Annotated in this window: 24 protein-coding genes; 5 read left to right on the top strand and 19 right to left on the bottom strand. The window is 38.6% G+C overall.

What is annotated here, in order from left to right:
* Window positions 1–15 precede the first annotated feature (15 nt).
* The 6 genes from holB to dnaX all read right to left on the bottom strand — a co-directional run bounded on the left by holB (window position 16) and on the right by dnaX (window position 4,721).
* Window positions 16–957: a DNA polymerase III subunit delta' gene (holB, locus tag EHR_RS07545; protein WP_010718687.1), complete on the bottom strand. Its 942-nt coding sequence runs from the start codon at window positions 955–957 to the stop codon at window positions 16–18.
* Window positions 958–965: 8 nt separating this feature from the next.
* The gene (locus EHR_RS07540; protein WP_010718688.1) at window positions 966–1,295 is read right to left on the bottom strand and encodes a cyclic-di-AMP receptor; all 330 of its coding nucleotides are present in this window, start codon (window positions 1,293–1,295) and stop codon (window positions 966–968) included.
* A gap of 14 nt (window positions 1,296–1,309) precedes the next feature.
* The gene (gene tmk / locus EHR_RS07535) at window positions 1,310–1,954 is read right to left on the bottom strand and encodes a dTMP kinase (protein ID WP_010718689.1); all 645 of its coding nucleotides are present in this window, start codon (window positions 1,952–1,954) and stop codon (window positions 1,310–1,312) included.
* 63 nt (window positions 1,955–2,017) lie between these two features.
* Complete coding sequence (gene recR / locus EHR_RS07530; protein ID WP_010718690.1) at window positions 2,018–2,614, bottom strand: recombination mediator RecR; 597 nt, start codon at window positions 2,612–2,614, stop codon at window positions 2,018–2,020.
* Between the two features lie 23 nt (window positions 2,615–2,637).
* Window positions 2,638–2,949, bottom strand: a complete 312-nt coding sequence (locus EHR_RS07525; protein ID WP_010718691.1) for a YbaB/EbfC family nucleoid-associated protein — start codon at window positions 2,947–2,949, stop codon at window positions 2,638–2,640.
* A gap of 23 nt (window positions 2,950–2,972) precedes the next feature.
* Window positions 2,973–4,721, bottom strand: coding sequence for a DNA polymerase III subunit gamma/tau (dnaX, locus tag EHR_RS07520; RefSeq protein ID WP_010738042.1), 1,749 nt, complete (start codon window positions 4,719–4,721; stop codon window positions 2,973–2,975).
* A gap of 297 nt (window positions 4,722–5,018) precedes the next feature.
* Between dnaX and EHR_RS07515 the strand changes: the two genes are divergently transcribed.
* Genes EHR_RS07515 through EHR_RS07505 form a run of 3 tightly spaced genes read left to right on the top strand, consistent with a single transcriptional unit; the run spans window position 5,019 to window position 8,294 of the window.
* Entirely contained in the window at window positions 5,019–6,266 is a 1,248-nt protein-coding gene (locus EHR_RS07515; RefSeq protein WP_010718693.1) for an SPFH domain-containing protein, read from the top strand.
* A gap of 22 nt (window positions 6,267–6,288) precedes the next feature.
* A complete protein-coding gene (locus EHR_RS07510; protein WP_010718694.1) occupies window positions 6,289–7,500 on the top strand; it encodes a TFIIB-type zinc ribbon-containing protein in 1,212 nt (403 codons plus the stop codon).
* Window positions 7,497–8,294 (top strand): TPM domain-containing protein, encoded by a 798-nt coding sequence (locus EHR_RS07505; protein WP_010738043.1) that lies wholly within the window; start codon window positions 7,497–7,499, stop codon window positions 8,292–8,294. Before EHR_RS07510 ends, EHR_RS07505 begins: the two co-directional genes overlap by 4 nt.
* A gap of 116 nt (window positions 8,295–8,410) precedes the next feature.
* Here EHR_RS07505 and EHR_RS07500 read toward each other — a convergent pair whose 3' ends face one another.
* Window positions 8,411–9,067, bottom strand: coding sequence for a Crp/Fnr family transcriptional regulator (locus EHR_RS07500; RefSeq protein ID WP_010738044.1), 657 nt, complete (start codon window positions 9,065–9,067; stop codon window positions 8,411–8,413).
* A 194-nt stretch (window positions 9,068–9,261) separates the two neighbouring features.
* Here EHR_RS07500 and EHR_RS07495 point away from each other — a divergent pair, with 194 nt between their 5' ends.
* Together EHR_RS07495 and EHR_RS07490 are read left to right on the top strand one after the other, a co-directional pair.
* Window positions 9,262–9,540: a hypothetical protein gene (locus EHR_RS07495; protein WP_010718697.1), complete on the top strand. Its 279-nt coding sequence runs from the start codon at window positions 9,262–9,264 to the stop codon at window positions 9,538–9,540.
* Window positions 9,541–9,558: 18 nt separating this feature from the next.
* On the top strand, window positions 9,559–10,788 hold the full coding sequence (locus tag EHR_RS07490) for an MFS transporter (RefSeq protein ID WP_014834489.1): 1,230 nt from the start codon (window positions 9,559–9,561) through the stop codon (window positions 10,786–10,788).
* Between the two features lie 134 nt (window positions 10,789–10,922).
* On the opposite strand, the gene EHR_RS07485 is transcribed toward EHR_RS07490, so the two are convergent.
* From EHR_RS07485 to EHR_RS07430, 12 genes are all read right to left on the bottom strand, one after another.
* Window positions 10,923–13,673 carry an endo-beta-N-acetylglucosaminidase gene (locus EHR_RS07485; RefSeq protein WP_010738046.1) on the bottom strand — a complete coding sequence of 917 codons (2,751 nt, stop codon included), beginning with the start codon at window positions 13,671–13,673 and terminating at the stop codon, window positions 10,923–10,925.
* A 206-nt stretch (window positions 13,674–13,879) separates the two neighbouring features.
* Window positions 13,880–14,650 (bottom strand): DeoR/GlpR family DNA-binding transcription regulator, encoded by a 771-nt coding sequence (locus EHR_RS07480; protein WP_010738047.1) that lies wholly within the window; start codon window positions 14,648–14,650, stop codon window positions 13,880–13,882.
* Window positions 14,651–14,920: 270 nt separating this feature from the next.
* Window positions 14,921–15,784, bottom strand: a complete 864-nt coding sequence (locus EHR_RS07475) for a ketose-bisphosphate aldolase (protein WP_010738048.1) — start codon at window positions 15,782–15,784, stop codon at window positions 14,921–14,923.
* Window positions 15,784–17,211 carry a PTS fructose transporter subunit IIC gene (locus EHR_RS07470; RefSeq protein ID WP_010738049.1) on the bottom strand — a complete coding sequence of 476 codons (1,428 nt, stop codon included), beginning with the start codon at window positions 17,209–17,211 and terminating at the stop codon, window positions 15,784–15,786. Before EHR_RS07470 ends, EHR_RS07475 begins: the two co-directional genes overlap by 1 nt.
* A gap of 71 nt (window positions 17,212–17,282) precedes the next feature.
* Entirely contained in the window at window positions 17,283–17,747 is a 465-nt protein-coding gene (locus tag EHR_RS07465) for a PTS sugar transporter subunit IIA (protein ID WP_010738050.1), read from the bottom strand.
* A 250-nt stretch (window positions 17,748–17,997) separates the two neighbouring features.
* Entirely contained in the window at window positions 17,998–19,116 is a 1,119-nt protein-coding gene (locus EHR_RS07460; RefSeq protein ID WP_010738051.1) for a M60 family metallopeptidase, read from the bottom strand.
* A gap of 77 nt (window positions 19,117–19,193) precedes the next feature.
* On the bottom strand, window positions 19,194–19,523 hold the full coding sequence (locus tag EHR_RS07455; RefSeq protein ID WP_010738052.1) for a hypothetical protein: 330 nt from the start codon (window positions 19,521–19,523) through the stop codon (window positions 19,194–19,196).
* Between the two features lie 231 nt (window positions 19,524–19,754).
* Window positions 19,755–20,018 (bottom strand): type B 50S ribosomal protein L31, encoded by a 264-nt coding sequence (locus EHR_RS07450; protein ID WP_010718705.1) that lies wholly within the window; start codon window positions 20,016–20,018, stop codon window positions 19,755–19,757.
* A 97-nt stretch (window positions 20,019–20,115) separates the two neighbouring features.
* Complete coding sequence (rho, locus tag EHR_RS07445) at window positions 20,116–21,411, bottom strand: transcription termination factor Rho (protein WP_010718706.1); 1,296 nt, start codon at window positions 21,409–21,411, stop codon at window positions 20,116–20,118.
* Window positions 21,408–22,679, bottom strand: coding sequence for a UDP-N-acetylglucosamine 1-carboxyvinyltransferase (locus EHR_RS07440; RefSeq protein ID WP_010738053.1), 1,272 nt, complete (start codon window positions 22,677–22,679; stop codon window positions 21,408–21,410). Before EHR_RS07440 ends, rho begins: the two co-directional genes overlap by 4 nt.
* A gap of 221 nt (window positions 22,680–22,900) precedes the next feature.
* Complete coding sequence (locus EHR_RS07435) at window positions 22,901–23,770, bottom strand: class II fructose-bisphosphate aldolase (protein ID WP_010738054.1); 870 nt, start codon at window positions 23,768–23,770, stop codon at window positions 22,901–22,903.
* Window positions 23,771–24,039: 269 nt separating this feature from the next.
* A complete protein-coding gene (locus tag EHR_RS07430; RefSeq protein ID WP_010738055.1) occupies window positions 24,040–25,650 on the bottom strand; it encodes a CTP synthase in 1,611 nt (536 codons plus the stop codon).
* Between the last annotated feature and the right edge of the window lie 37 nt (window positions 25,651–25,687).

Below are 25,687 nucleotides of genomic sequence, written 5' to 3'. Positions count from 1 at the left end.
ATTTTTCCTGCTGTCTCAGCCAGTAATTGTTTGTAAAACAAACTGTTCCGCTACTGCTTGGAAGCTGACATTGCTTCTTAATTTCTGTTCCGCTAATAAAATACGCTCAATCGTCTGATTAATACGTGTTACTTTTCTAAGATTTTCTGCTATTAAAGCTTGTTGTAAAGCTTCTTGATAATAAAACATTAAGATCGATAAACCAGTAAATTGTTGCGATTTTTCTTTAAAAGTCTTTATTAACTTTTTTTGAACATAAATGAATGCTTGTGTATCATTTTTTTGCAAATACACAAACCACTGTTGAATCGAATCCTTAGCATCATTAAACCATTCATTTTGCGATATTTCAACTGCTTTTGTGAAACTGTTCGTCAAGAAAGTCAAAAGTTTCGCTTTTTCTAAAGGAATCTGTGCTTGTTGTAATTTATAAATCAACGCATCTTTAGCCAGCTCCTGAAAATGCAAGATTTGGCAGCGTGATTGAATCGTTGGTAGGATTCGCCCAATCGAATCTGTTTCTAAGATCGCTAGAAAATCGCCTGGTGGTTCTTCTAAAAACTTAAGCAAACTATTTGCTGCACTTGCATTCATCTTTTCTGCTTCTTGAATAAGGAAAACTTTCTTCCGAGATTCATAACCACTACGACTAAATTCGGTTTGTAAACGTCTAATTTGATCGACTTTGATCGTTTGCCCTTCTGGTACGATCGTTAAAACGTCTGGATGTTCTTGGTTTTGGATTCGTTGACAATTATTGCATACTCCACAAGGAAGTTGTTCCTGCAGATTCGTACAAAACAGGTGTTGTGCTAACCAAATCCCCATTTCGTGTTTTCCCGTTCCTTTTTCGCCTTCAAAAAGATAAGCATGAGCGAGGCGCCCATGCTCAAAACTTCGTTGAAGCTGTTGATACACGATAGGTTGCATTTGATCCAGCGTAAATTCTTGATCCATGGCGCCTCCTAAAATTGATGAAATCCTTCAACTGGTAACACAAAGACGGTTGCTCCACCGACTTCAACTTCTACTGGATAAGGAACTCCACCGTCCATAGAGATATCCAACGTGACAGGTGTTGAAACAAATTGTTTTCTTGATTCACAAGTTTTTTTGATGATTTCTAATGCTTCTTCTACACGTTCGTCTTCAATCCCAACAATAAATGTACTGTTGCCAGCTTTCAAAAAGCCACCAGTTGAAGATAATTTTGTTGCACGGATATTGGCATCAATCAATTCATTGGATAAACGATTACTGTCTTTGTCTTGAATAATTGCTAAAATAATTTTCATATACAGTCACCTTCCTAGTTTTCAAAAAATTGTGGATATTGTTCAACAATGGCTCTGTAACTTGTTTGAAGTACCTCTTCAAAACTCTTTCTTGCATCAATTTTATAAATACGTTCAGGATTCTCTTCAGCTATTTTTAAATACGCATGACGTACTCGTTGATGAAATTCCAATCCTTCTGAATCTAATCGATCGATTTGACCTCTTCGGTTCTCTTTAATGCGATGCAATCCAGTATCTGAATCAATATCGAGATAAAGGGTAAAGTCAGGTGTCGTACCTTCTGTAGCAAATTCATTCAAGCGGGCAATCTCAGAAACACCGATTCTACGTCCCGCCCCTTGATAAGCCAATGAGCTGTCTACAAATCGATCACATAAAACAATGCTTCCTTCTGATAAAGCAGGTAGGACTTTCTCGACCAAATGCTGTCTTCTAGCCGCAGCATATAGCAAAGCTTCTGTCCGTTCATCCATCCGATCATTTTTAGGATCAAGGATAACTGCCCGAATCTCTTCGGCAATCGGGATCCCACCTGGTTCTCTTGTTTGAATGATCTTTGTTTTTGCTACTTTTTTCAAAAGAGGGAATAACTCATTTAGAATACTGGTTTTCCCAGCTCCATCTGGTCCCTCGATCGTAATAAATAGTCCGTTCACATTTTTGCCCCCATCTCTTGCGTTACTTCTTTATTGTAGCCGAAATTCTTTTTTATAGAAAATTTATAACTCGCGTCTGCCTTCTACCGCTTTTAACAGGGTCACTTCATCAGCATATTCGATATCCGAACCAACGGATAAGCCGTGGGCCAATCGAGTGACTTTGATACCAGCCGGTTTGATCAATCGTGAAAGATACATGGCAGTAGCTTCTCCTTCAGTGGTTGCATTTGTTGCAATGATCACTTCTTTCACTTGATCATCATGTAGGCGTTCAAGTAACGAAGAAATGTTGATATCTTCAGGTCCAGTCCCTTCCATTGGAGAAAGAACCCCATGTAGAACATGATAAAGCCCACGATATTCCCGCATTTTTTCTAACGCCATCACGTCTTTTGGTTCTTCGACAACTAAGATAACCCCCCGGTCTCTTGAAGGATCTTTACAAATCTCACATGGGTCTTCTTCTGTGATGTTGCCGCAAACACTACAAAAATGAAGATCTCGTTTGACACTTAACAACGATTTAGCAAATTCATTCACGATTTCATCTTTCATATCGATCGTGTAGAAAGCTAATCTTGTGGCTGTTTTCTGACCGATCCCTGGCAGTCTCATGTAACTATCGATCAATTTAGCAATTGGTTCTGGATATTGCATTTTCATTACCCCTTTAGGAAAAATTAGAAGGGTAACCCCTTAGTATATTTTCCCATTGTTTTTTCAGATTCTGCATCGATTTTTGTCAAAGCATCATTGACAGCCATCATCAACAGGTCTTGCAACATTTCTGTATCTTCAGGATCCACGACACCTTCACTGATTTGGATGTCTTTCATCCGACGATCACCTGTAAAAATAACTTTCACTAACTCATTGGTTGCTACACCAGTAAATTCTGTTTCGTTCAATTGTTCTTGTGCTTGAACCATCTCTTTTTGCATTTTTTGGACTTGTTTCATCATCCCTTGCATGTTTCCCATTCCGCGCATCATAATTGATCATTCTCCTTTTTTATTTAATCATCAATGATTGTCACAACATCTGTGCCAAAGATTTCTTCGGCTTTCGTGACGATCGTTTCTTCACTTGGTGCTTGTTGAGGGATCAGTTCGATCTCTTCATCTGAATCTTCCGGAGCAAAAGAATCATCATTACTCCCGTCTTTTGCTTGGACTAAATAGTCTTTGCGGATCGTTGGCCAGCTTTCTCTCGTGATATAGACTGAATCTGGTGCATAGTCTTTGATCATTCGACTTAAATTATTATGGATCGCCAACTGTAATTCTTCGTCGTTAGCAGCTCGTTGACAAACGATCTCGTAATCAAACGCAATGACTAACCCATTAGGACTAGCCGCAACTGGTTCACTTGCTTTAAGCATCGCTCGTTGTGTCACAGACAAACTCATCAACAAATCGTCCCAGACTTCTTTGACTTCATTCAAATGCTTTCTGGTCGCTTCTCTTAGAACCTGATACACTCGTTCAGTTGGTATCCGATACGTACTTGCTTGTTTCTTTTGAACAGGAGCTTGTGTTTGCTTGGCAGTAGTTGAAGGGGTTCCCCCATTCGTTTTGATCTCATTGATCGCTTTTTTCAGCTCTTTGATCTCTGCTTGTAGCTGATTAATTAACTGACTGTCTACTTCACTTGCTTGGTTACTACTTGAAGGAGCAGCTGAACCAGAAGCTTGAGCTAGCTTGACGGTTGCTACTTCCAGATAGATCGTAGCACTATTAGTAAAACGAATCTCATTTTGTGTTTCACTCAAAATATGGATCATCTGAAAAAGTCGAGGTGCAGGTACTTCTTTTGCTAGTTCGACAAATGGTTCTCGAAGTGAAGTTGTTCGTTCTGCTACGAGGTTTGGTGCTTGTTGGTACATCAGTAAGTCACGACAATACTGTAAAAGATCTTCTAAAAAGCGCCGTGCTTCCTTACCAGCAGCTAAGATATCTGTTAATGATTCTAACGCTTTGGGCACTTCATTATTCACACAAGCGCCTAAAAATTCATCCATCATCTCGTTGGTTAGACTACCGGTAACTTGCATCGCATCATCCACAGTTACGATCCCATTACTAAAAGAAATCGCTTGGTCCATGATACTTAGCGCATCACGCATCCCGCCTTCTGCTGCTCGAGCAATAACCCCTAGTGCTGGTTCTTCATATTGTACGTCTGATTGCTTTAAAATGTATGCCAAATGCTCAACGATATCTGCTGCATTGATTCGTTTGAAATCAAAGCGTTGTGTTCTGGAAATGATCGTTGCTGGTATCTTATGTGGCTCGGTTGTTGCTAAAATAAAAATAACATTTTCTTTAGGTTCTTCTAAAGTTTTCAACAATGCATTGAACGCTCCGGTAGAAAGCATATGCACTTCATCTATGATATAGATTTTATAAGTTGCTTTTGTCGGTGCGTAGTTCGCTCGATCTCGAATAAAACGTATTTCTTCGACTCCGTTATTACTTGCTGCGTCGATTTCAATCACGTCTTCTTGTGTTCCCGCTGTAATCGACTGACACATTTCACAATGATTACAAGGTTCTCCATCTTGACTATTCGGACAGTTGATAGCTTTTGCAAAAATTTTAGCTGCACTCGTTTTACCAGTTCCTCGTGGTCCTGTAAATAGATAAGCATGAGAAGTTTTATGGGAAACGATAGCATTTTTCAACGTCTGTGTCACCGCTTTTTGCCCGACGATGTCTTCGAAACGCTGTGAACGCCAGACACGATAGAGTGCTTGATATGCCATGAAGATCCCCCTTTTTTGAAAAATTCACTATCTTTTATTATACGTGATTTTGCTAAAAAAAACTACTATAGTTATGAGAAGAATCATGATTTGTCGTTTGTAGTTACTTGTGTATTCCCCGATTCTTTCAAATAAATACTCACAAACAGCTTTCTCGATCTTCCTTGTTTTTTTCAACTGAAAGAAAATCAGCTAAACAGCTAATATCCATCTTCCGTCTGAGAGTTTTTTATTGCTCCTATGGTATAATAGAGTCATTCATTTAACAATCAACATTCATAAAGGGAGGAATTTTTTATGGGTCTTATCAAAGCAGCAACAAGCATGATCGGCGGTGGATTAGCAGATCAATGGATCGAAGTAATCGAACCAGCGGATATGAGCGATACAACAGTTATGACAAAAGGTGTGAAAGTACGTAAAGATGATAAACGTGGCTCCAATCGTAAAGGAACAGAGGATGTTCTAACTGACGGAACCGTTGTCCATGTCTATCCGAATATGATGATGCTCCTTGTAGATGGTGGTAAAATCATTGATTATACTGCTGAAGAAGGCTACTACACGATCAAAAATGACTCTGCTCCTTCCATGTTCAATGGTTCATTGAAAGGTGCGATCGCAGAAACTTTTGAACGTTTTAAATTCGGTGGCGTGACACCTCAAAAGCAACAAGTCTTTTATATCAATCTTCAAGAAATCAAAGGAATCAAGTTTGGTACCAGTGCGCCGCTGAACTATTTTGACAATTTTTACAATGCTGAATTGTTCTTACGAGCTCATGGTACTTATTCGATCCATATTACTGATCCAATTTTGTTTTATACCAACGCTATTCCTAAAAACAAAACGCAAGTAGAAATCTCAGATATTAATGAGCAGTATCTGGCAGAATTTTTAACAGCTCTTCAAGCTGCAATCAACCAAATGTCTGCTGATGGTCAGCGCATTTCTTATGTTCCATCAAAAAGCTTAGAATTAAGTAAATACATGGGCAATGTTTTAGATGAATCTTGGAATGAATTACGTGGTATGGAAATCGTTTCTGTCGCAGTAGCAAGTATTTCTTACACAGATGATTCAGTGAAATTGATCAATATGCGTAATGAAGGTGCGATGTTGGGAGATCCAAGTGTCCGTGAAGGCTATGTTCAAGGTTCGATTGCTCGTGGGATGGAAGCAGCTGGTAAAAATGATGCCGGGGCGATGACTGGCTTTATGGGCATGGGAATGGGAATGAATGCTAATGGTTCTTACCTTTCACAAGCAGCACAAAATAACCAGGAACAAATCAAACAACAAGCTGAAAAACAAAACCAACAAACCGCTCAAGGGAGCAATGATACTTGGACATGTCCAGTCTGCGGAACTGAAAATACGGGAAAATTCTGTTCTAACTGTGGGGCAGCCAAGCCAGTTGCAAATGTCCAACCAAAGTTACAAATGAAATGTAGTGAATGTAACGAAGTGGTCGATCTTTCAAATGGTATCCCTAAGTTTTGTCCAAATTGTGGAAAACCATTCAAAGGAATCCCACTCGACTAAGTTTTAGAAAGGTGTGGATAGAATGGACGTTCTTACACATAAATGCCCAAACTGTGGGGGTCCTCTCACGTTTGATCCAAAAGATCAAAAATTCCACTGTGACTATTGTTTAAATGTTTACACTGAGGAAGAAGTCAGTCAGTACGAACAAGAACAAAAAGCAGCCCGAGGGATTCACTCAGAAGATCAACCGCCTTCCCAACAAGATTCTGAAAAAGATTTTACTTTTACTGCAGATGAACAGTTGGAGCAGATGGATGAAGCAGAACGAAAAGCGTTTGAAGAAGCTGGTGGTTTTTCTGATCCTAGCGATCAAGCAACACCAGCTGAATCAGTGGAAGAAGAAACAGAAGCAACGATGGAACTATTTCTTTGCCCAAGCTGTGGAGCAGAGATCGTGACCGATGCAACAACGGCTGCTACTTACTGCTACTATTGTCACAATCCAGTTGTTTTATCCGGACGGTTAAGTGGAAAATTACTGCCAAATAAAGTCTTACCGTTTGCAGTCGAAAAAGAAGAGGCGGTCGAAAAATTCTTAGCTTGGACAAAGAAAAAATGGTTTGTACCCAAAGAATTTTTCAACAAAGACCAAATCGACAAACTAACTGGCGTTTATTTTCCTTATTGGACAACGGATGCAACCGTTGACGGCTCTATGCAAGCGACCGGAACAGTGATTCGTATTTGGCGAGTGGGTGACATCGAGTATACAGAAACCAAACAGTTTGCTGTTCATCGAGAAGGCTCACTTTCCTTTAAAGAACTAGTAAAAAATGCATTGTCCAAGAATACCCAACAAAAAATGGTGGAAGCAGTCCAACCGTTTCCTTTGAACAAGGCAATTGACTTCAAAAGTCAGTATCTGGCAGGGTTTCAAGCAGAAAAACGAGATATCGAATATGAAGCAATCAAATCACAAGTGCAAGATGAACTGCAAGATTACTCCGAGAAATTGTTACGTGACACCGCAAATGGTTATACCACATTGACCAATGTTCGGACTTCGACAGATATCACTAGTGAGAATAATGAATATGTTCTTTTACCGGTATGGTTAGTCACTTATCGCAGTAGTGATGCCAATAAGAAAGTCTATTATTACGCCATGAATGGTCAAACAGGTAAAGTCAGCGGTGTTTTACCCATCAGTCATAAAAAACTGGGCTTGACGGCTTTTGGAATCTTTGCTGTATTGGCGATCCTCTTTATGATTGGAGGATACTTGATATGAAAAAAAGAATTTTGCTTTTCTTTCTAGTCCTATTCGGTTTCTTTTGGAGTTCTTCCGTTGACGCTGCTACACCCGCAGTGAACGATGAAGCTGGTTTGTTCACGCAAGAGCAGATCCAATCTTTAGAGCAACAAATCCAGCCTATCAATGAGAAGATCAAAGGACAAATCTTTATCGTAACGACGACTTCCAACTCAGAAGAACCTCGAACGTTTGCAGATGATTACTTAAGAAATGCGATCGGTAATGATCAAAATGGGGCTGTTCTGTTGTTAGATATGGGACAACGTGAGATTTACATTTCAACTTCTGGTAATATGATCGATTATCTTGATGATGCTCGGATCAATGACACGTTAGATGATGTCTACGACCAAATGACGAATTCGGCTTATTTTGCAGCAGCTCAAGCCTATTTGACTAAAACTTCAGAATATGTAGAAGCTGGAGTTCCTGGAGGACATTATCAAATTGATGAAGAGACTGGTAAGATCACGCGGTATAAAGTGTTGACGACGACTGAAATAGTGATTTCTATCATCTTAGCCCTGGCATTGAGCCTCGTATTCTACTTTGTAACAGTTTCGAGGTATCAGTTGAAATCAGGAACTTATAAATACCCATTTAGAGAAAAATCAAACGTAAAATTAACGGATAAAACAGATCGCTTAACCAACTCCTTTGTCACTACACGCAGGATTCCAAAAAGTCCACCTCCTGGTAGCGGTGGTGGCGGAAGTACGACACATTCCAGCGGTGGCGGGACTTTCGGTGGCGGAGGCCGAAGCTTTTAAAGCACTAAAATAGAAACGTTCATCCGTAAATTAAGATGCTTCCTTCATGCATTGTCGTCAGCTAAAGCTGATACAACTACATGAAGGAAGCATCTTATGTTTTCCACTGATCCTGTTTAAAAGATAATATTGTCTTCTAATAAATCCATATTGGTGATAATGATCCGATGATCTTTAACGGTGATTATCCCATTTTCCTTCAGTTGTTTTAAGATCCTACTCACACTACTAGCGGTAGAGATTCCGCAAAACTTGGCGATTTCTTCATTAGTGATCACAAAATCGATCATCATGCCTTCTTCGGTCCGAACCCCAAATAAATCATATAACTCGTAAAGTTGCGTACATACGGCACCTAATTTCCCATTTAAAAGCATTTGTTGCATTTTTTTCATGGAATACAGTAAACGATAACGATAATACTCTTTTACATAATGTTGCATCTTTGGATCTTCATTGATATGTTCCCAAAATTTCACTCGATTGATTCGATAAAATTCTGCATATTCAGATTCAATCCGAATATTGTACGGCGAATCAATAAACTGCGAATATTCATCTTTTAAAAGTGAAACAATCTCTAGATCTTTAATATACCTCAAGTTGAACTCACGACCATCATTTGAGATGACACTTGCTTTGACCGTGCCTTCTTTTAAAATATACGTGTAACAATCCTCCACTCCTTCAAAAGTTAGATACTTATGATATCTTTTTCGTACAATTGGAAATTGATTTTTCTCTAAATATTCCTTTAGCACTCTGCTGTCCAATCATGCTCCCCCATCCAAACATTTATCTAAAAAAATAATACAAGATTTCTAAGTATTTTAAAGCCCAAAGGTATTTTACTAATGATATTAACATTTGTTAAGTACCATTTTAAATTATGTCTGTGATTTTTTTCTTCTTTTCGTTTCGTTATACTGCGAATGTAAAAAAAAATGAAAGAATTGAGGAAAAAAATATGAACTACTGGATGAAAACAATTATTAATCGACTTGAAACAGCTTATCAAACAAGATTTGACATGAAAGCTTCTTTGGTTTTCTTAAATGATGCTTACCAAAATTCGATTGAATTGATCAAAGCAGTCGATGAAAAACCATCGAATGAATTAGAAGAATTTTTAGAATTATTTATGACGACTCGAGACTTGTTCATTCGTCAATTGGTCGATCGCTATCCATCAAATTACCACGATGTTGAAGTACAAATCCAAAAATTAAAAGCTTATTCAGATTAAGGGGTAAACACAAAGCAAATGGAAAAAAAATTATTCAATAAACATTTTATCGGAATCACTCTTATTAATTTCATTGTCTATTTAATTTATTATTTACTGATGGTCATTATTGCCGTTATTGCTCAAGATGATTTACATGCTAGTATGAGCCAAGCAGGTTTTGCTTCTGGTATCTACATCATAGGTACACTTTTGGCTCGTTTATTTATGGGTAAACAACTTGAATTATTTGGGCGCAAGTTTACTTTGCGTGGTGGAGCGATTTTTTATTTACTCTCTACTTTAGCCTATCTTTTCACCCCAACGATCGGCGTATTATATCTGGTACGTTTTTTAAATGGGTTTGGCTACGGGACCGTTTCGACAGCAACCAATGCGATCGTCACTGCCTATATTCCTGAATCAAAAAAAGGAGAAGGAATCAATTATTATGGTTTAAGTACTAGTTTAGCTGCTGCTATCGGACCCTTTTTAGGAATGATCTTGCTTAATCTGACTGATTTTCATTTTATTATTTGGTTTTCTATCGTTTTAGTTTTTCTTGTAACGATTGCCTGTCTGATGTTCCCAGTCAAAAACATTGATTTATCTGATACTCAAAGAAAATCACTACAATCTTGGAGTATCCATGGATTCATTGAGAAAAAAGCATTGTTCATTACAGGAATCGCCTTTTTAATGGGTCTTTCTTATTCAAGTGTTTTGTCCTTCTTGTCTTCTTATACGAAAGTCATTCATTTAGTCGCTGCAGGCTCCTTTTTCTTTGTGGTCTATGCGTTAGTTATCACCTTCACTCGCCCATTGACGGGACGTATTTTTGATGCTAAAGGCGAACAGTATGTCATGTATCCTAGCTATTTGTTCTTGACTGCTGGCTTGTTTCTACTAAGTGCGACAACGAACAGCATCACCTTACTTATTTCAGGCGCACTCGTTGGTTTAGGTTACGGGACTTTCATGTCAAACGGACAAGCAGTTTGTTTGAAAATCGTCAAAGAACACCGTATCAGTATCGCTCTTTCAACTTACTTCATCGGATTAGATCTAGGTCTAGGTGTTGGCCCCTACTTGATGGGAATATTGAAATCTTATACGTCATTTAGAGGATTATACATTGTTTCTGGTATCATTCCTTTGATCTGTACAGTTCTCTATATCGTTTATAATAAAAAAAGAGCCACTCAGCAAAACTTGAATGGAATTAGTGATGAACTGAAACTGATTCAAGAAACGAATAAAAGGTGTTGAAGTATTCACCTCTAGCAAAACATTGGCCGAAGAATCCAAAGATAGAAGAAACTATTTTTGGATTCTTCGGCTTATTTTCATGATTAGATACTTCTGTCAAAACTCCTTTTTGTTCAGAAACAATCACTCAACTTTTATTCTGCTAACCCATAAACTTCTAGTTCATAAAGACGGACAGCTGTATCTGCGCCTTGAGTTGGTTGATCGATGATGACTCTCACAAATCGGGCAGTCGTTGCTGCAAAGGTATTTAGCGTTGAACCTTGCGTATTATTAGTTGTTCGCGAAACTTCTTGGAAATTTTCTCCGTCTGCACTCACTTCTATAGTATAAGCTTTGGTATTCATGCCTACACTTTCTCCTCCTGCAGAAGCGTGGGCCATGCGCACTTCACTGATCAATTTAGCTGTTCCTAAATCAACCGTGATGGTATGTGGCGCACTCCCTACAGCACACCATTTTGTTCCAAGATCACCATCGACAGCAAACTTTGGTGCCTCTGATTCATTCACATATGAAGAGGCTTCTGCTTTGGCACCTTTAGATAATAAACTCAGACCAGCTTGGGCATTCTTGGTAACCGTAACGATCCCTTTCATTTCAGTTGTCGTTTCTCCTGCTTCATTGATCGCTGTCAATTCTACATCGTAGCTTCCTTCTTTTGAATAAGTGACACGAGGCTGTTCTTCCGTACTTGACTCTACATCAGCACCTTTGAATGTCCACTTTAAACTTTGGGTATTTCGTGAAGAGGTGTTCGTAAAAGTGATCGGTTCTCCTGGCGCTACCAAAGTTTTTGAGACAGTAAAGGAAGCACGTGGTAACTGAACAGGTGGCCAGTCAAAACTGTTTGGTCTGGAAGGTTCACCCTTGTTGCCATAGATATCAACTGGCACAACTTCGATAGCTGTAGCTGTTGCATTTTGACGTTCTAAGCCATTGATAAAATAATTCTCAGCAGGTGTGGCTCCGATAAAGACACGTGTTCCATCGTCTAGAACGCGGTAAATTTCATAGTGTTTGATGCGATCTGCTTGTGGACTAGTCCAAGATAATCTGATCCCGGCAAACATTGCTTCTTCGTCAAATGACAAATCATCGAACGTAACATCATTGACCGCTGTTGGACTCAGCACCTTTTTAGGTGTCGCAGAAATTTGACCTAAGAATAACTCATAATTCTCATTTGCTTTTGCTGAGGCTACCTCATAGGCAATCGACGTTACTTCTTTTCCAGTTGCTTTATTCAAAGGATAAGAAACCGTTGTCCAGTCATTCCCTATTTTTTTATTGCCATTAAACGTTTCAAATGTACCATCAGCAAAACCTAACACTAGTTTCAACGTGGTTCGATCAGATGCTTTGGCTGTCGTCGTAAATGACATGTTTTTTTCGACTTTGACTTTTGTTTGATACAGTTTGATCTTACTTGTTACTTTTTCTGCCATCTTACCTTTAAAAGCCAAAGAACTCCCACCATTAAAAGCAGTAGTATAGTCCACGCTACCAGCTAATTTATTGCCAGCTCCTTCTTCGATAATATAGCGGTAAGTCGGCATGATATCTTGGAGACTTCGATTATTCCATTCATTTGTTGAAACTTGTTGCCCATTGCTAAAATAGCTGTAACCATTTCCAACATTGAAATTGGTGATAAAAGGCCATTGCGTAATAGCGGTTTGTTCAACCGAAAAAGTAGAGATTCCAGGCCAACTTGTGCCGGTTGGTAGTGTACTTTTAGTAGGATCCCCTTGTTCATTGATCCAGAATTTTTCTTCTTTTTGTTGGTAGTCCATTGGGTCATTGGAAGAAGAATAGGTCCAACTTGGGACGTAAAGCCCTAGTGAAGTATAGGGTATTCCCTTCTTATCCGTAAACAAATCCCATCTGACCGGTGTATCGTACCCTTTTTCTTGGACATCGATTCCCGCAAATAAATCATAGGGATCAATGGCTAAACTTTCTGCTTTTTCTTTTGATTTACGCAATAGATCTTGGCCTGCTAAGCTAGAGGTATTCCACCAAAAATTCAAAAACATGCTATCTGCTACTGGATTCAAATTAGCATCCACTAAATAATCTTGGTTTTGATCAGTTAACGCATTCTGCCAATCCATTTTCCCGTCATTCGTCATGGAATCGTACCACATAACCTCTAACGCTCCAGCTGATTTTTGTTTAAATTCCACAATCAGTTCTTTCATTAAATCAGCGTGTTTTTTCGTTAGATTGGTTTCTGTCTCTTGATTGATGAACCATCCATCAAACCCATATCTTTGTGCGACTTCGATCATCTTGTCCACGATTGGAAAATGACCTTGAGCATCTTTTTCTAAAAAGGTATTCAACCATTCGATTTTTCCGCCATGGGCCCCTTGTGGAAAAAAGATCGTGCCTAAAACAGGCACACCATTTTTATGCGCCGCATCGGTAACATCTGGGCTTGGCGGAACAATGATACCTTCGCCAGCTGAGCCTCCCCAATAAACCAATTGATCAATATATTGCCAATTCGAAAAAACATTTGCATCAAACTGATTGCTCCCTCTTGGTGCATTTCCACTAGTGCTATTATTCATGATCGAAAGTGCGACAACCTTCATCTTTTCGTTTTGGGTAGTATTCGATTTTAATAAGTGTGATTTCTCCACTCGTGTGGCTAAAGGCTCAACACTAACATTGTATTTCGCATCTGTATCCTGATCAAACGTCCATTTAAGCAATTCATCAGGGAACCAGTAAGAGGACTCCGGTTGATTATCCATCGAAACCCTTACCTCGGGATTTGTGGCATCTACTTGTGCATAAACGACCGGTTCTTTCAGAGCAATTCCCATCATCACCGTTACCAACAATCCAGCTAAAGTACCTTCTAACTTCTTCATCGCTACCTCCTATGATTTGTTCTTATCTAATCGCTTGCTGCAACTGTTCACTCGTTACTCCTTTCTCAATTATTATCTTCCACAATTTATGATAGCGCTTACTAAAAAGGGTGTACATGAACAAACTATAGCTTTCTTGATACAAATTATAGGTGTTATCAATGAATGAATTTTATGAGAACATCCACTTTTATTGGTCTTTCTGATTAATAAAAACACTCTGTGTGGTGTTCATAGATTTTTTTCAATTGTTCGTTCGTTAATTTCTGACTGGTCACTAAATAATCGATTTCATGACTAGCAATTGCTTGATGAATGAAGCGTTGTTCTAATTTATCTTGTGTAGCTAACACCATCAAATGATTGGCTTGTTTACGAAACGCTCTTTTTACTAACGCTTCTCCTTCATGCGTTTCCGTCACGCCTTGATTAAAATCAAATCCTCGACAGCTGATGATTGCAAGGTCAGCAGCATAAGTCAAAATATCATTATACGCTTTTGCTCCGTTGATCGTTGCTCGTTTTTGAACGATTTTACCACCGACGATCGATACTTTTGCTGAAGTAAATTCACTTAACATAGCAGCAGTAATGACCCCATTCGTAATGATTTGCAGCCCCTCAAATCGACCTAAATTTCGAACTAAATGCAAACTAGTTGTACTAGAGTCTAAAAATAAAACCATATCATCTTTGATCAAATTAGCTGCAATATCCGCAATATAACGTTTTTCACTTTCTTCCTCTAAATGGGTGATTTTCATCATATATGGTACATCGATTTTCTGATTATCTACTAACATAGCCCCACCACGGACTCTGCGGATCAGACCACTTTGTTCTAAGACAACAAGATCTCGTTTCACTGTCGCTTCACTGTAATTTACTAAATCGATCAATTCAGTAATCCTGGCAAATTGGTTGATTTTCAAATGATTGACAATCGTTTGTTGTCGCTCTTCTACGTCACTTAACATCTTCCCCACTCCTTTCTCTTTCGCTTTATTTTACCATAAACAAAGATGCCTCCACCTACATCCAAAAACAGAATCGAGTGGTTAGAATGAAAATGCTTCGCTATAGGACATCAGCCGAAACAACTAAAGTTAGCGATTCATTGGCTTATTCCTAGAAATACTGAGCATTTTTTCATGACCACTCGATTTCGATTTCATTGGAGACTGTGTCAAAACTTGTCTCGGTCTCTTCTAGTATCTCTAAAACGAATAAACGGTGAGAAATTCGTCTTATTTATAACACTTGGCTTGATCGATCGTGTTTAAGATCGTCATTTTATGTTTCACTACTTCCTGTACTTTTTGATTCGCATAAGGGTAGATCATATTCGGTTCATACATTTCCGGGTTTTCATTTAAGATTTCTCTTAATGCATCGAAAAAGACACTTTTAAGATCCGAACTAAGGTTGACCTTAGCTACACCATATTTAACTGCTTCGCTTACTTCTTTATCCGGATTTCCTGAACCACCATGTAAAACAAATGGCAAATCGATGGTCTCATTCAATTCTTTCAATAACTCGATATTCAATTTTGGTGTTTTATCTTTAGGATATAAGCCATGTGCTGTTCCAATAGCGATAGCTAATGTATCAATATTCGTTTCTGCAACAAACTGTTTTGCTTGTTCAGGATCTGTGTAAATAATATTAGCTGACCCACCTTCTGCTGACCCATTATTCCCAATCGTACCAATTTCTGCTTCGACTGACACATCTACCTCGTGAGCTAGAGCCACCACTTCTTTAGTTATCTTTATATTATCGTCAAAGGATTGCAAGGAGGCATCAATCATAACCGAGGTATAGCCATTGCGGATAGCCCGTAACACATCACTTACTTTACCGCCATGGTCAAGATGGATCACTACAGGTACTTTACTTTTATGCGCATAAGCTCGAACAGCAGCAACAAATTCATCATTCAAGTAAGCAATCTCATCGGGATGGATCTCTAAAATCACTGGTGCATTTAACCGTTCTACTTCTTCCATGATTGCCTTTAACATATCATAACTACAAATATTAAAAGCAGGAACCGCAAATTGATTGTCTTTAGCTACTTTCAATAGCTCTTTCATTGTATATAACATTACACTTCCACCTCATTTATTATTTTTTCTTGCTTCACTATTTTTTCTTCATTTCCGACTTGTTCTTCGCTTGATTTCTTTAATAATCCAAGTGAAAGAGCCGTAACTACTGTCCCAGCACCAATCGCTAGCAAATACATGGGTAGGTGATTGATCACGTTAGGTATCAGCATGACCCAAATCCCACCATGAGGAGCAATGGATGTGACACCGGCAGCCATTGAGATACCCGCTGCAGTAGCAGAGCCAAGAATCAAGCTCGGAATGACTCGAATCGGATCTGAAACTGCGAAGGGAATCGCTCCTTCTGTAATATAAGAAGCACCAAGCACCCAACAGGATTGACCAGAAGTCCGTTCTTCTTTCGTAAATTTTTTCTTGAACAACAGTGTGGCTAAGGCGATCCCCAGCGGTGGGGTCATTCCAGCTGCCATACATGCTGCGATCGGTGCATTGACTCCGGCCGACATCAAACCAATGGAAAAAGTTGAGATCGATTTATTGATCGGCCCTCCCATATCAGCTGCCATCATCACGCCGATGATCAAGCCAAACATTAATCCGGAAGTATTACCTAAACTATTCAACCAATTGGTTAATACTTCTAATAACCACGAAATGGGTTGTTCGATTACAAAAACCATTGCTAAACCAATGATCAAGATAGATATTAACGGAACGACGATCAATTGATACATCGCTAAGATACCTTTTTTTACAGGAATTTTATTTGCCAGAAAATCTGTCACATACCCTGCTAACAGCCCCCCGATCATTCCTCCAAGAAATCCAGAACCACCAGTAGATGCCAGTAGCCCTGCCACGATCCCAGGTGCAAAGCCAGCTTTCCCCGCAATAGAGGTCGCAATCCCTGCCCCTAAAGCTGGCACCATCATGGCAAAAGCGGTGTCTCCACCAATTCTAGAAAATGCGGCAGCTAGGACATTATAGTCAGCTGATTTAGGATCCGCTGCAGTGATCCCAAAAGCAAAACTTAATGCGATAATAATTCCGCCCGCAATCACAAACGGTAACATATAGTTCACACCACTCATAAAATGGTTATAAAGTGTGGCTTTTTGTTTCGTGGCTTTTGTTTGTTCAACTGATTGAGCAATTTCTAACGTATTGATCCCTTTTAATGCTTCATCAATTACCAATTCTGGTTCTTTAATTGCTCGACTCGTTGAAACTTTTTTGATTCTTTTACCCGTAAAACGTTGCATATCAATTTCTTTATCAACTGCTAGAATAATCGCATCTGCTTCAGCAATCTCTTTTGTAGTTAACCTATTTTCCGTTTTGATTCCTTGCGTTTCAAACTTTGCATCATGGCCTAGTTTTTTAGCAGTCCCTTCTAATTTCTCAGCGGACATATACGTATGCGCAATTCCCGTAGGACATGCGGTTACACCAATTATTTTCATCGTTATTCTCCCCTATCTGCTTATTCAATAACGGTCTCAGTTGATGCGTGTGACATTATTCGATGATTCATTTAACGGATTGCTTTTTCTTCATTTTTTAAAACGGTCATAATTTCTGAGGCTGAATTTGCTTCTTTGATTTGTTTTCTAAAGTTTGGATCAATTAATCGCCTTGACAACGCACTGAGAATCTCAAGATGACTGTCAGCAGCGTTTGCAGGAACCACGATTGCAAAAGTATATGCAATTGGCTCCCCATCTAAGCCAAGATATTCTGTAATCTGGCTGCTACGAACAAAACAAATGGTTGGTGTAATGACAGCCTTGCTTTTAGCATGTGGGATACCAAATCCAGCTTCAATCCCTGTAGGCACTTCCTCTTCTCTTTTGAATAATGCTTTGATTATTTTTTTTGCACTTTTTACTCTATGTGTGGTTTCAAGTGTAGTACCGATATATTCAAATAATGATTTTTTTGATCGAATTGAGTCATCGAAAAGAATCAATTCTTCTGAAATCAGTTGACTAATCTCCACTCCATATAGCCTCCTTTCACTATTTGTTAACGCTTTCTAATAACTGTGGCAAGTATAGCATCCCTAATTCAGCCATTCAATGCTTTGAACGAATAACGAAAAATGGATCAAATTTTAAAAAAATCAGTCAAAAAAATGATCGATAGCGTTCATCAAAATTAGAGATTCATGTGTTTCAGGCGTTCCTTATATAAATAAAACACAACGTATTTTGACCGTTACAATCAAAATACGTTGTGTTTATTGATGATCAATCAATTCTTTCCCAGTCAATCGTTTCTCCAGGAACTTTATCGGTATTCCACCATTTTGCACGATATTTTACACCTTTATACATGACAATATCCCCAGCAACATACACTTTATCTTTATCCCAAGTTTCAATTGAAGGATCTTCCGTGTTGCCATTGTTATTATCATCATCGGTAATATTTCCTACATCACCTTTCATTTCATCACGATATTCCCAGATTTTCTTCGTTAATTTTGGTAGTCTTGCTAATTCTTTTTTAGTATCAGCAGTAACTTCGATAGCCCATTTTTCAAAAAATGGCGTTAGATTTTTGTTACTGATCTTTGAAGCAGATAAGATAAAATGTTGTCGCTTGTCTTGTTCTGTCCATAGCTGTGGACTTTCTTCACGATATAACTGATGTAGTTTAGGATAGAAGTCGCTGCCAAATGCTAATTCCAGCTGCCAAAACATTCCTAGTCGAACAAATTCATCTTGTTTATCAAAATTTTTCGATTGACTTCGATTCAAATAATTGAAAATATCCGTATATACGCGATCTTCTTCTAAACGACTACGCTGCCCTAATGCTTTTTGTACCCGCATCGAAAAGATATTCACGGTCACTTCGGTCATATCCTCCCAACCCATATCATCAATTTGATAGGTATGACCTAATTCATGCCAAATCCCCCACTGTGAGGAACCGTCTGGATCTAACAAGACTCTCATCCCATCTGCATAATTAAAACCAGTATGTTGTTCATACGCGTACATATAATCTTCTCTGGCACTCGTTTCACGCATATGTTGAACTAAGCCAGTTGGTTGACGATGGATTGTAGCGCTATTATCGAGTCCGGCTGTTTGATCGTGAAGATCAATTACTTTTTCTTTCGTTGTTAAAATTTTAGTTGGGTCCTTCACATAATTAATTGTTTTGTCGGATCCTGTAACCAAAACTCGATCACTGACCAATTCATAAGCAGGTGCATTTGGATGATTTCTTACTTCATTCTGCCAATCTTTATTGGTCATTTTTCCTAGAATAAAACGTGGAATTGTAATACCACCACGTATTTCAATTCTCGTTTTTTGTTGCGTGATGCGAGTGGATTCATTTTGGATATGGATCACGCCTTCTTGAGTACCGGAAATGACGTTTCTTCCTCTATTTAGTCGTTTCCCTTTCGTTGCCCCTTCGAGATAATCTTTCAGACTAGCCCTGGTAATCGTATACGTCGGTAGTTGTTCGCCGTTTCATCTACATAAATTTCGATCGTATCATTTTTACGTTTATAGATCCCTGTAGATTGATTGCTACTAGGACCAAACCAATTCCCGATTTCTTCCCGATAACTCTCAACATCCTCACTTTGATAAGCATTCAAAACCGTTGAAACGTTTTCATTACTTCGCTCTGAAAGAACGACTTCCGTCCCAATAGTCGGTTCATTTACTGTTGCCTCAACATTTAGGTCATTTGATAAAATAACCATACTGAACAGTAAAGACCCCAAAATCATTGCTTTCTTCTTACTCATATTAGCACCTCTTGATGTTATTTTTTATTTATAATATAACATTAACATGCATTATTTTATAAATGTTGTCGTTTTTTTCCAACAGAAGGAAATAATGAAAATCAGACTTTTAAATAATATGGTATGATAAATTTTTAGTGACCATTTTTTGATTATCAGAAACAGAAAACACAAAAAAACAGACTACCTTTATCAGATAGTCTGCTAAACATCGTATGAACAATGTTTTGATTATTCTGCAGCGTTTGCGTCTTTGAGACCGTATTTTTTGTTGAAACGGTCCACACGTCCGTCTGCTTGTGTGAATTTTTGACGTCCAGTATAGAATGGATGTGAGTCAGAAGTAACTTCGACACGGATGACTGGGTATGTATTACCGTCTTCCCATTCAACTGTTTCTTGTGAAGTTTTTGTTGAACCTGACAAGAATTTAAAGCCAGTTGTTGAATCCAAGAACACTACTGGATGGTAATCTGGATGGATGTTTTCTTTCATGCGTTTTCGCTCCTTTGCCCTGACCCATTTGCTGAACCAGAGTTGATTTGTCGATATACAACAGTAACATCTTAACATGTTTCTAACAACGTTGCAATTATCTTTTTAGATTTCTTGTCTGATTTTTTTTACCGAACGAGACATCTTGGAATTCTTTGAAAAATTGTTGATTGTTTTTGGTTTTTCTTAAAAAACGGATCAATTGTTCGGTGTATTCCAATGAATCGCCGACCATATTCTTTCGTAACTTCCAAATTTCTTCTAATTGATCTTCTGGCATTAGAAGCTCTTCTTTTCTCGTACCAGATTTCTTGATATCAATGGCAGGGAAGATACGACGCTCAGATAGTTCACGAGACAGTTGAAGTTCTAAATTCCCTGTTCCTTTAAACTCTTCATAGATCACATCATCCATTCGGCTACCCGTATCGACTAAGGCAGTTGCTAAGATCGTCAAGCTTCCACCTTCTTCGATATTTCTAGCTGCTCCGAAGAATTTTTTTGGTTTATATAGTGCGGCTGGATCGATTCCTCCGCTCAATGTACGACCACTTGGCGGTACGACTAAATTGTAAGCTCTAGCTAATCGGGTAATACTATCCATCAAGATCACGACATCTCGTTTATCTTCGACTAAACGCATCGCTCTTTCCAGGACCAACTCAGATACCCTTGTATGATTTTGTGGTTGTAAATCGAAAGTAGATGAAACGACATCTCCTTTGACGCTGCGTTCCAAATCTGTGACTTCTTCTGGGCGTTCATCGATCAGAAGAACGATCAGTTCTACTTCTGGATGATTTTCAGTGATTCCATTGGCGATTTCCTTTAACACAGAAGTTTTTCCGGCTTTAGGAGGTGCTACAATCAAGCCACGTTGACCAAAACCTACTGGTGAGAAGATATCGATCATTCTTGTTGCTAGTCTTTGAGAGGTTGTTTCTAACCTAAGCTGTTCTTGAGGATACAGAGGTGTCAATGCTGGAAAATGCGGACGTTCTTTGGCTTCTTCTGGGTCTTTTCCATTTACACTTTCCACGTGCATCAATCCATAATAACGTTCTGACTCTTTAGGTGGGCGAGCCTTTCCTGCTACTTTATCTCCATTTCGCAAACTAAACCGTCTTATTTGTGAAGCAGAGATATAGATATCTTCTACACTTGGCCCATAATTGATTGGTCGTAAAAAACCATACCCATCTTGTCCAACGATATCTAAGATTCCTTCCATATAATAAAACCCTTGTTTTTCTGCTTGCGCCCGAATCACAGCTAAAGATAATTCTTTTTTATTCATTTTGCTATAATAAGGAATCTTAAATTCTTTTGCGTAACTGTAGACCTCTTTTAATGTCTTATTTTCCAGTTCCGCCATCGTTAAATAATCACTCATTCAGCTTCCACTTCCTCCACCATTTGGATTTCAGCACCTAATGCCGTCAATTTTTCAATAATATGATCATAACCACGTAAAATATATTCTACGTTATAAATAGTAGTTGTTCCTTCAGCCATGAGACCTGCAATAACTAAGCAAGCACCTGCTCGAAGGTCAGAAGCGACTACCTCTGTTCCATGAAGTTTATTTGGTCCATTTGTAATGATCAAATTCCCTTCAACTGATATATCAGCACCCATACGTGCTAATTCAGGCACATGATTCACACGTTTAGCATAAATCGTATCTGTGATTTCAGCTGTTCCTTTGGTCATTAATAAGAGGGGAGTCAATGGTTGTTGTAAGTCTGTTGCAAACCCAGGATATGGATAAGTCATCACATTCACCGCTTTTAACACTTTAGACGGAAACACTTCAATCTCATCTTCTCTAATCGTCATGTTTACGCCCATTTCTTGAAGTTTAGCAATAAAACTTTCTAAATGTTCGTAAATCACATTTTTGATCTTAACACCATTTCCTGCTGCTGCAGCAAGCGCTAGATAAGTCCCTGCTTCGATTCGATCAGGGATCATGAAATGGCGACAACCATGGAGTTTGTCTACACCTTCGATTCGGATCACATCTGTCCCTGCTCCTCGCACTTTAGCACCCATATTATTCAACAAAGTAGCAACATCGATGATCTCTGGTTCACGAGCGGCATTTTCGATTACTGTCTGACCTTTCGCTTTAATAGCAGCCAGCATCACATTGATCGTTGCACCGACTGAAACGACATCCATGAAAATCCGATTTCCCTGTAATCCCTGTTGGTCGGTCCGTAAATACATCGCACCATGTTCATTATTGACTGAAGCACCTAATGCTTCGAAACCCTTGACATGTAAATCAATTGGTCGTGGTCCTAGATAGCACCCACCTGGCAAACCAACCACTGCCTCACCAAATTTTCCAAGCAGTGCCCCCATAAAATAATAGGAAGCACGTAGACTATTGATCTTACCACTTGGCATGGGCACAGAGACGATACCGCGGGGATCAATTTCTAAAATATTTTGTGAAAAATGGATTTTTGCTCCCATGATTTCTAAAATTTCGATTAGTGAATGAACATCCTGAATATCAGGTACGCCTTCTAAAATAACCGGAGAATCTGCTAAAATCGCTGCAGGAATCAAAGCCACTGCACTATTTTTAGCCCCACTGATCGTTACTTCACCAGTTAACGGACGATTTCCTTCAATTATGATTTTTTTCATTGATTTCCACCTTGTTATTGTTCAATTTTATTACACATGCTTGTATTTTATCATAGATGAAATAAAGAAACGAGTTCCCATTCTTTTTTATTTCCTCAAAAATCAAAGGTCTATTCTGAAAAAAGATGGACGAATGTTTATTAAAGTGAACGATTATCAATTTACGAAAAAAAAACCGCAAAACAGGTTGAACCTGTTTCACGGCATTCTTAATCGATTAATTAAGCTTTGTTAGCTGAACCGAACCAATCAATGTGTTCTTCTGCATCTTTAATGATTGCAGCTTTACCTGGTGCTAACAATTTACGAGGGTCAAAACCTTTTCCTTCTTTATCTTTGCCAGCTTCGATATATTCACGAGTAGCTTTAGCAAATGATAATTGGAATTCAGTATTTACGTTTACTTTAGAAACACCCATTGAAATTGCTTTTTGGATTTGTTCTTGAGGAATACCTGATCCACCATGTAATACTAAAGGCATATCTGAACCTACAGCATCAGCGATTGCTTGTAAATGATCAAATGCTAAACCATTCCAGTTTTCTGGATATTGACCATGGATGTTACCGATACCACATGCTAGGTAGTCGATTCCTGTAGCAACCATTTGTTTACATTCTTCGATATCTGCTAATTCACCGTTACCGATGATTCCATCTTCTTCTCCGCCGATTGAACCAACTTCACATTCAACAGAAATTCCTTTAGCGTGAGCTTTTTCTACAACTTCTTTCGCTAATTTCAAGTTTTCTTCAAATGGTAAGTGAGAACCGTCAAACATAACTGAAGTATAGCCTACTTCGATACATTCCATAGCTGCATCATAGTCACCATGGTCTAAGTGGATGGCAACAGGAACAGTGATGTTCATTGATTCAACTAAGTCACAAATAATATCTTTAGCAACTTTGTAGCCGCCCATGTATTTAGCCGCACCCATTGAAGTTTGGATAAGTACTGGTGCTTGTTTTGCTTCAGCTGCTTCAAGGATTGCTTGAGTCCATTCTAAGTTATTTGTATTGAATCCGCCGACAGCGTAACCGCCTTTACGAGCAGCTTTTAAAAATTCAGCTCCTGATACTACTGGCATAATAAATTCCTCCTAAGTTTTGTAAAACTAAATTTGTTAAGACTATCCTTAACCAACGAACCTATTTTACCAAACATTTTCAGAGTTTTCTACTAAAATCAATGAAAATGAAAATTTTCAAGAACTTTTTTGCAAAAAATAAGGTTTTCAGTTGGCTGATTTAGTCAAAAATGGCTAGTTTATCGTTTTTTATTGTTCAAACAATAACAATTTATTTATAACTGTTTTCTCTAAATTCATCTGAAACATTAAAAGCGTATTTGTCCCGCTTATTTTCCTTCACGTTCAGACAAAGCAGCTCCGACAAATCCTTTGATCAATTTTTGTGGGCGATTTGGTCTTGAGATCAATTCTGGATGGAATTGACAACCAACAAAGAATTTTTTCTCTGTTAATTCCACGATTTCCACTAAACGATTATCAGGAGAAACACCTGAGAATACTAATCCTTTTTCTTCAAATAATTGACGGTATTTATTGTTGAATTCATAACGATGACGGTGACGTTCTTGTACTACATCGGCTCCGTCATAAGCTTCCGCTGTTTTCGTTCCTTTTTTAATTTTACATGGGTAAAGACCTAGACGTAACGTTCCACCTAAGTTTTCGATATTTTCTTGGTCTGCCATCAAATCAATGATATTGTTCGTTGTTTCTGGTGTAGTTTCTGCTGAAGCAGCATCTTCCAAACCAACCACATTACGAGCAAACTCAACACACGCCATTTGCATGCCTAAACAAATCCCTAAGAAAGGCACATCATTTTCACGAGCGTAACGGATCGCTTCAATTTTTCCTTCGACCCCACGATCGCCAAAGCCACCAGGTACTAAGATACCATCTGCATCTTTCAAATATTTTGCAACATTTTCTTTGGTTAGATCTTGAGCCTTGATCCAGTCAAGTTCGATGTCCGCATCAAAAGCAAAGCCTGAATGCTTCAACGCTTCAACAACTGAGATATAAGCATCTGGTAATTCTACATATTTACCTACTAAAGCAATTCGGACTTTTTTCTTCAGATTCAATACTTTTTCTTCTAATTGTTTCCATTCTTCCATATCAGCTTCTGGCGTTTCTAGTTTCAAATGTTCACAAACAATGCGATCCATTCCTTGTTTTTGTAAAAGTAACGGAATAGAGTAAAGTGTATCCACATCTGGTGACTCAATCACTGCTTCGGGTTCTACGTCACAAAATTGTGCTAATTTATTTTTCACATTTTGTGAAACAGGTTGCTCTGTTCGAACCACCAAGATATTAGGTTGGATGCCTAAACCACGTAATTCTTTCACGCTATGTTGAGTTGGTTTAGTTTTCATTTCTCCAGCAGCTTTTAGGTAAGGAATCAATGTGGTGTGGATATACATCACGTTATCAGCACCAACATCCGCCTTCATTTGGCGTAGTGCTTCTAGAAATGGTAAAGATTCGATATCGCCGACTGTTCCGCCAACTTCAGTGATGATCACGTCTGAATCAGTCATTTTTGCCGCACGCATGATTTTCTCTTTGATTTCATTAGTGATATGAGGGATGACTTGAACAGTTGCTCCTAAGTATTCCCCTTTTCGTTCTTTACGAAGTACTTCTGAATAAATTTTCCCTGTAGTAACATTGGAGTATTTGTTCAAATTGATATCGATAAAACGTTCATAATGGCCTAGATCCAAATCAGTTTCTGCTCCGTCGTCTGTTACAAAAACTTCTCCGTGTTGGTACGGACTCATTGTTCCCGGGTCTACGTTGATGTAGGGATCAAATTTTTGGATGGTTACTTTTAAGCCACGATTTTTCAACAAACGACCTAAAGAAGCTGCAACGATTCCTTTACCAATCGATGAAACTACGCCGCCCGTTACAAAAATGTATTTTGTCATAAGTTCAAAAACTCCTTCTTCTTTTATCTGCAGGAAA

This window comes from Enterococcus hirae ATCC 9790, from assembly GCF_000271405.2.
GTDB lineage: Bacteria > Bacillota > Bacilli > Lactobacillales > Enterococcaceae > Enterococcus_B > Enterococcus_B hirae.
The sequence above is the reverse complement of the archived record's forward strand: the minus strand, read 5'-3'. Positions and strand labels throughout refer to the sequence as shown.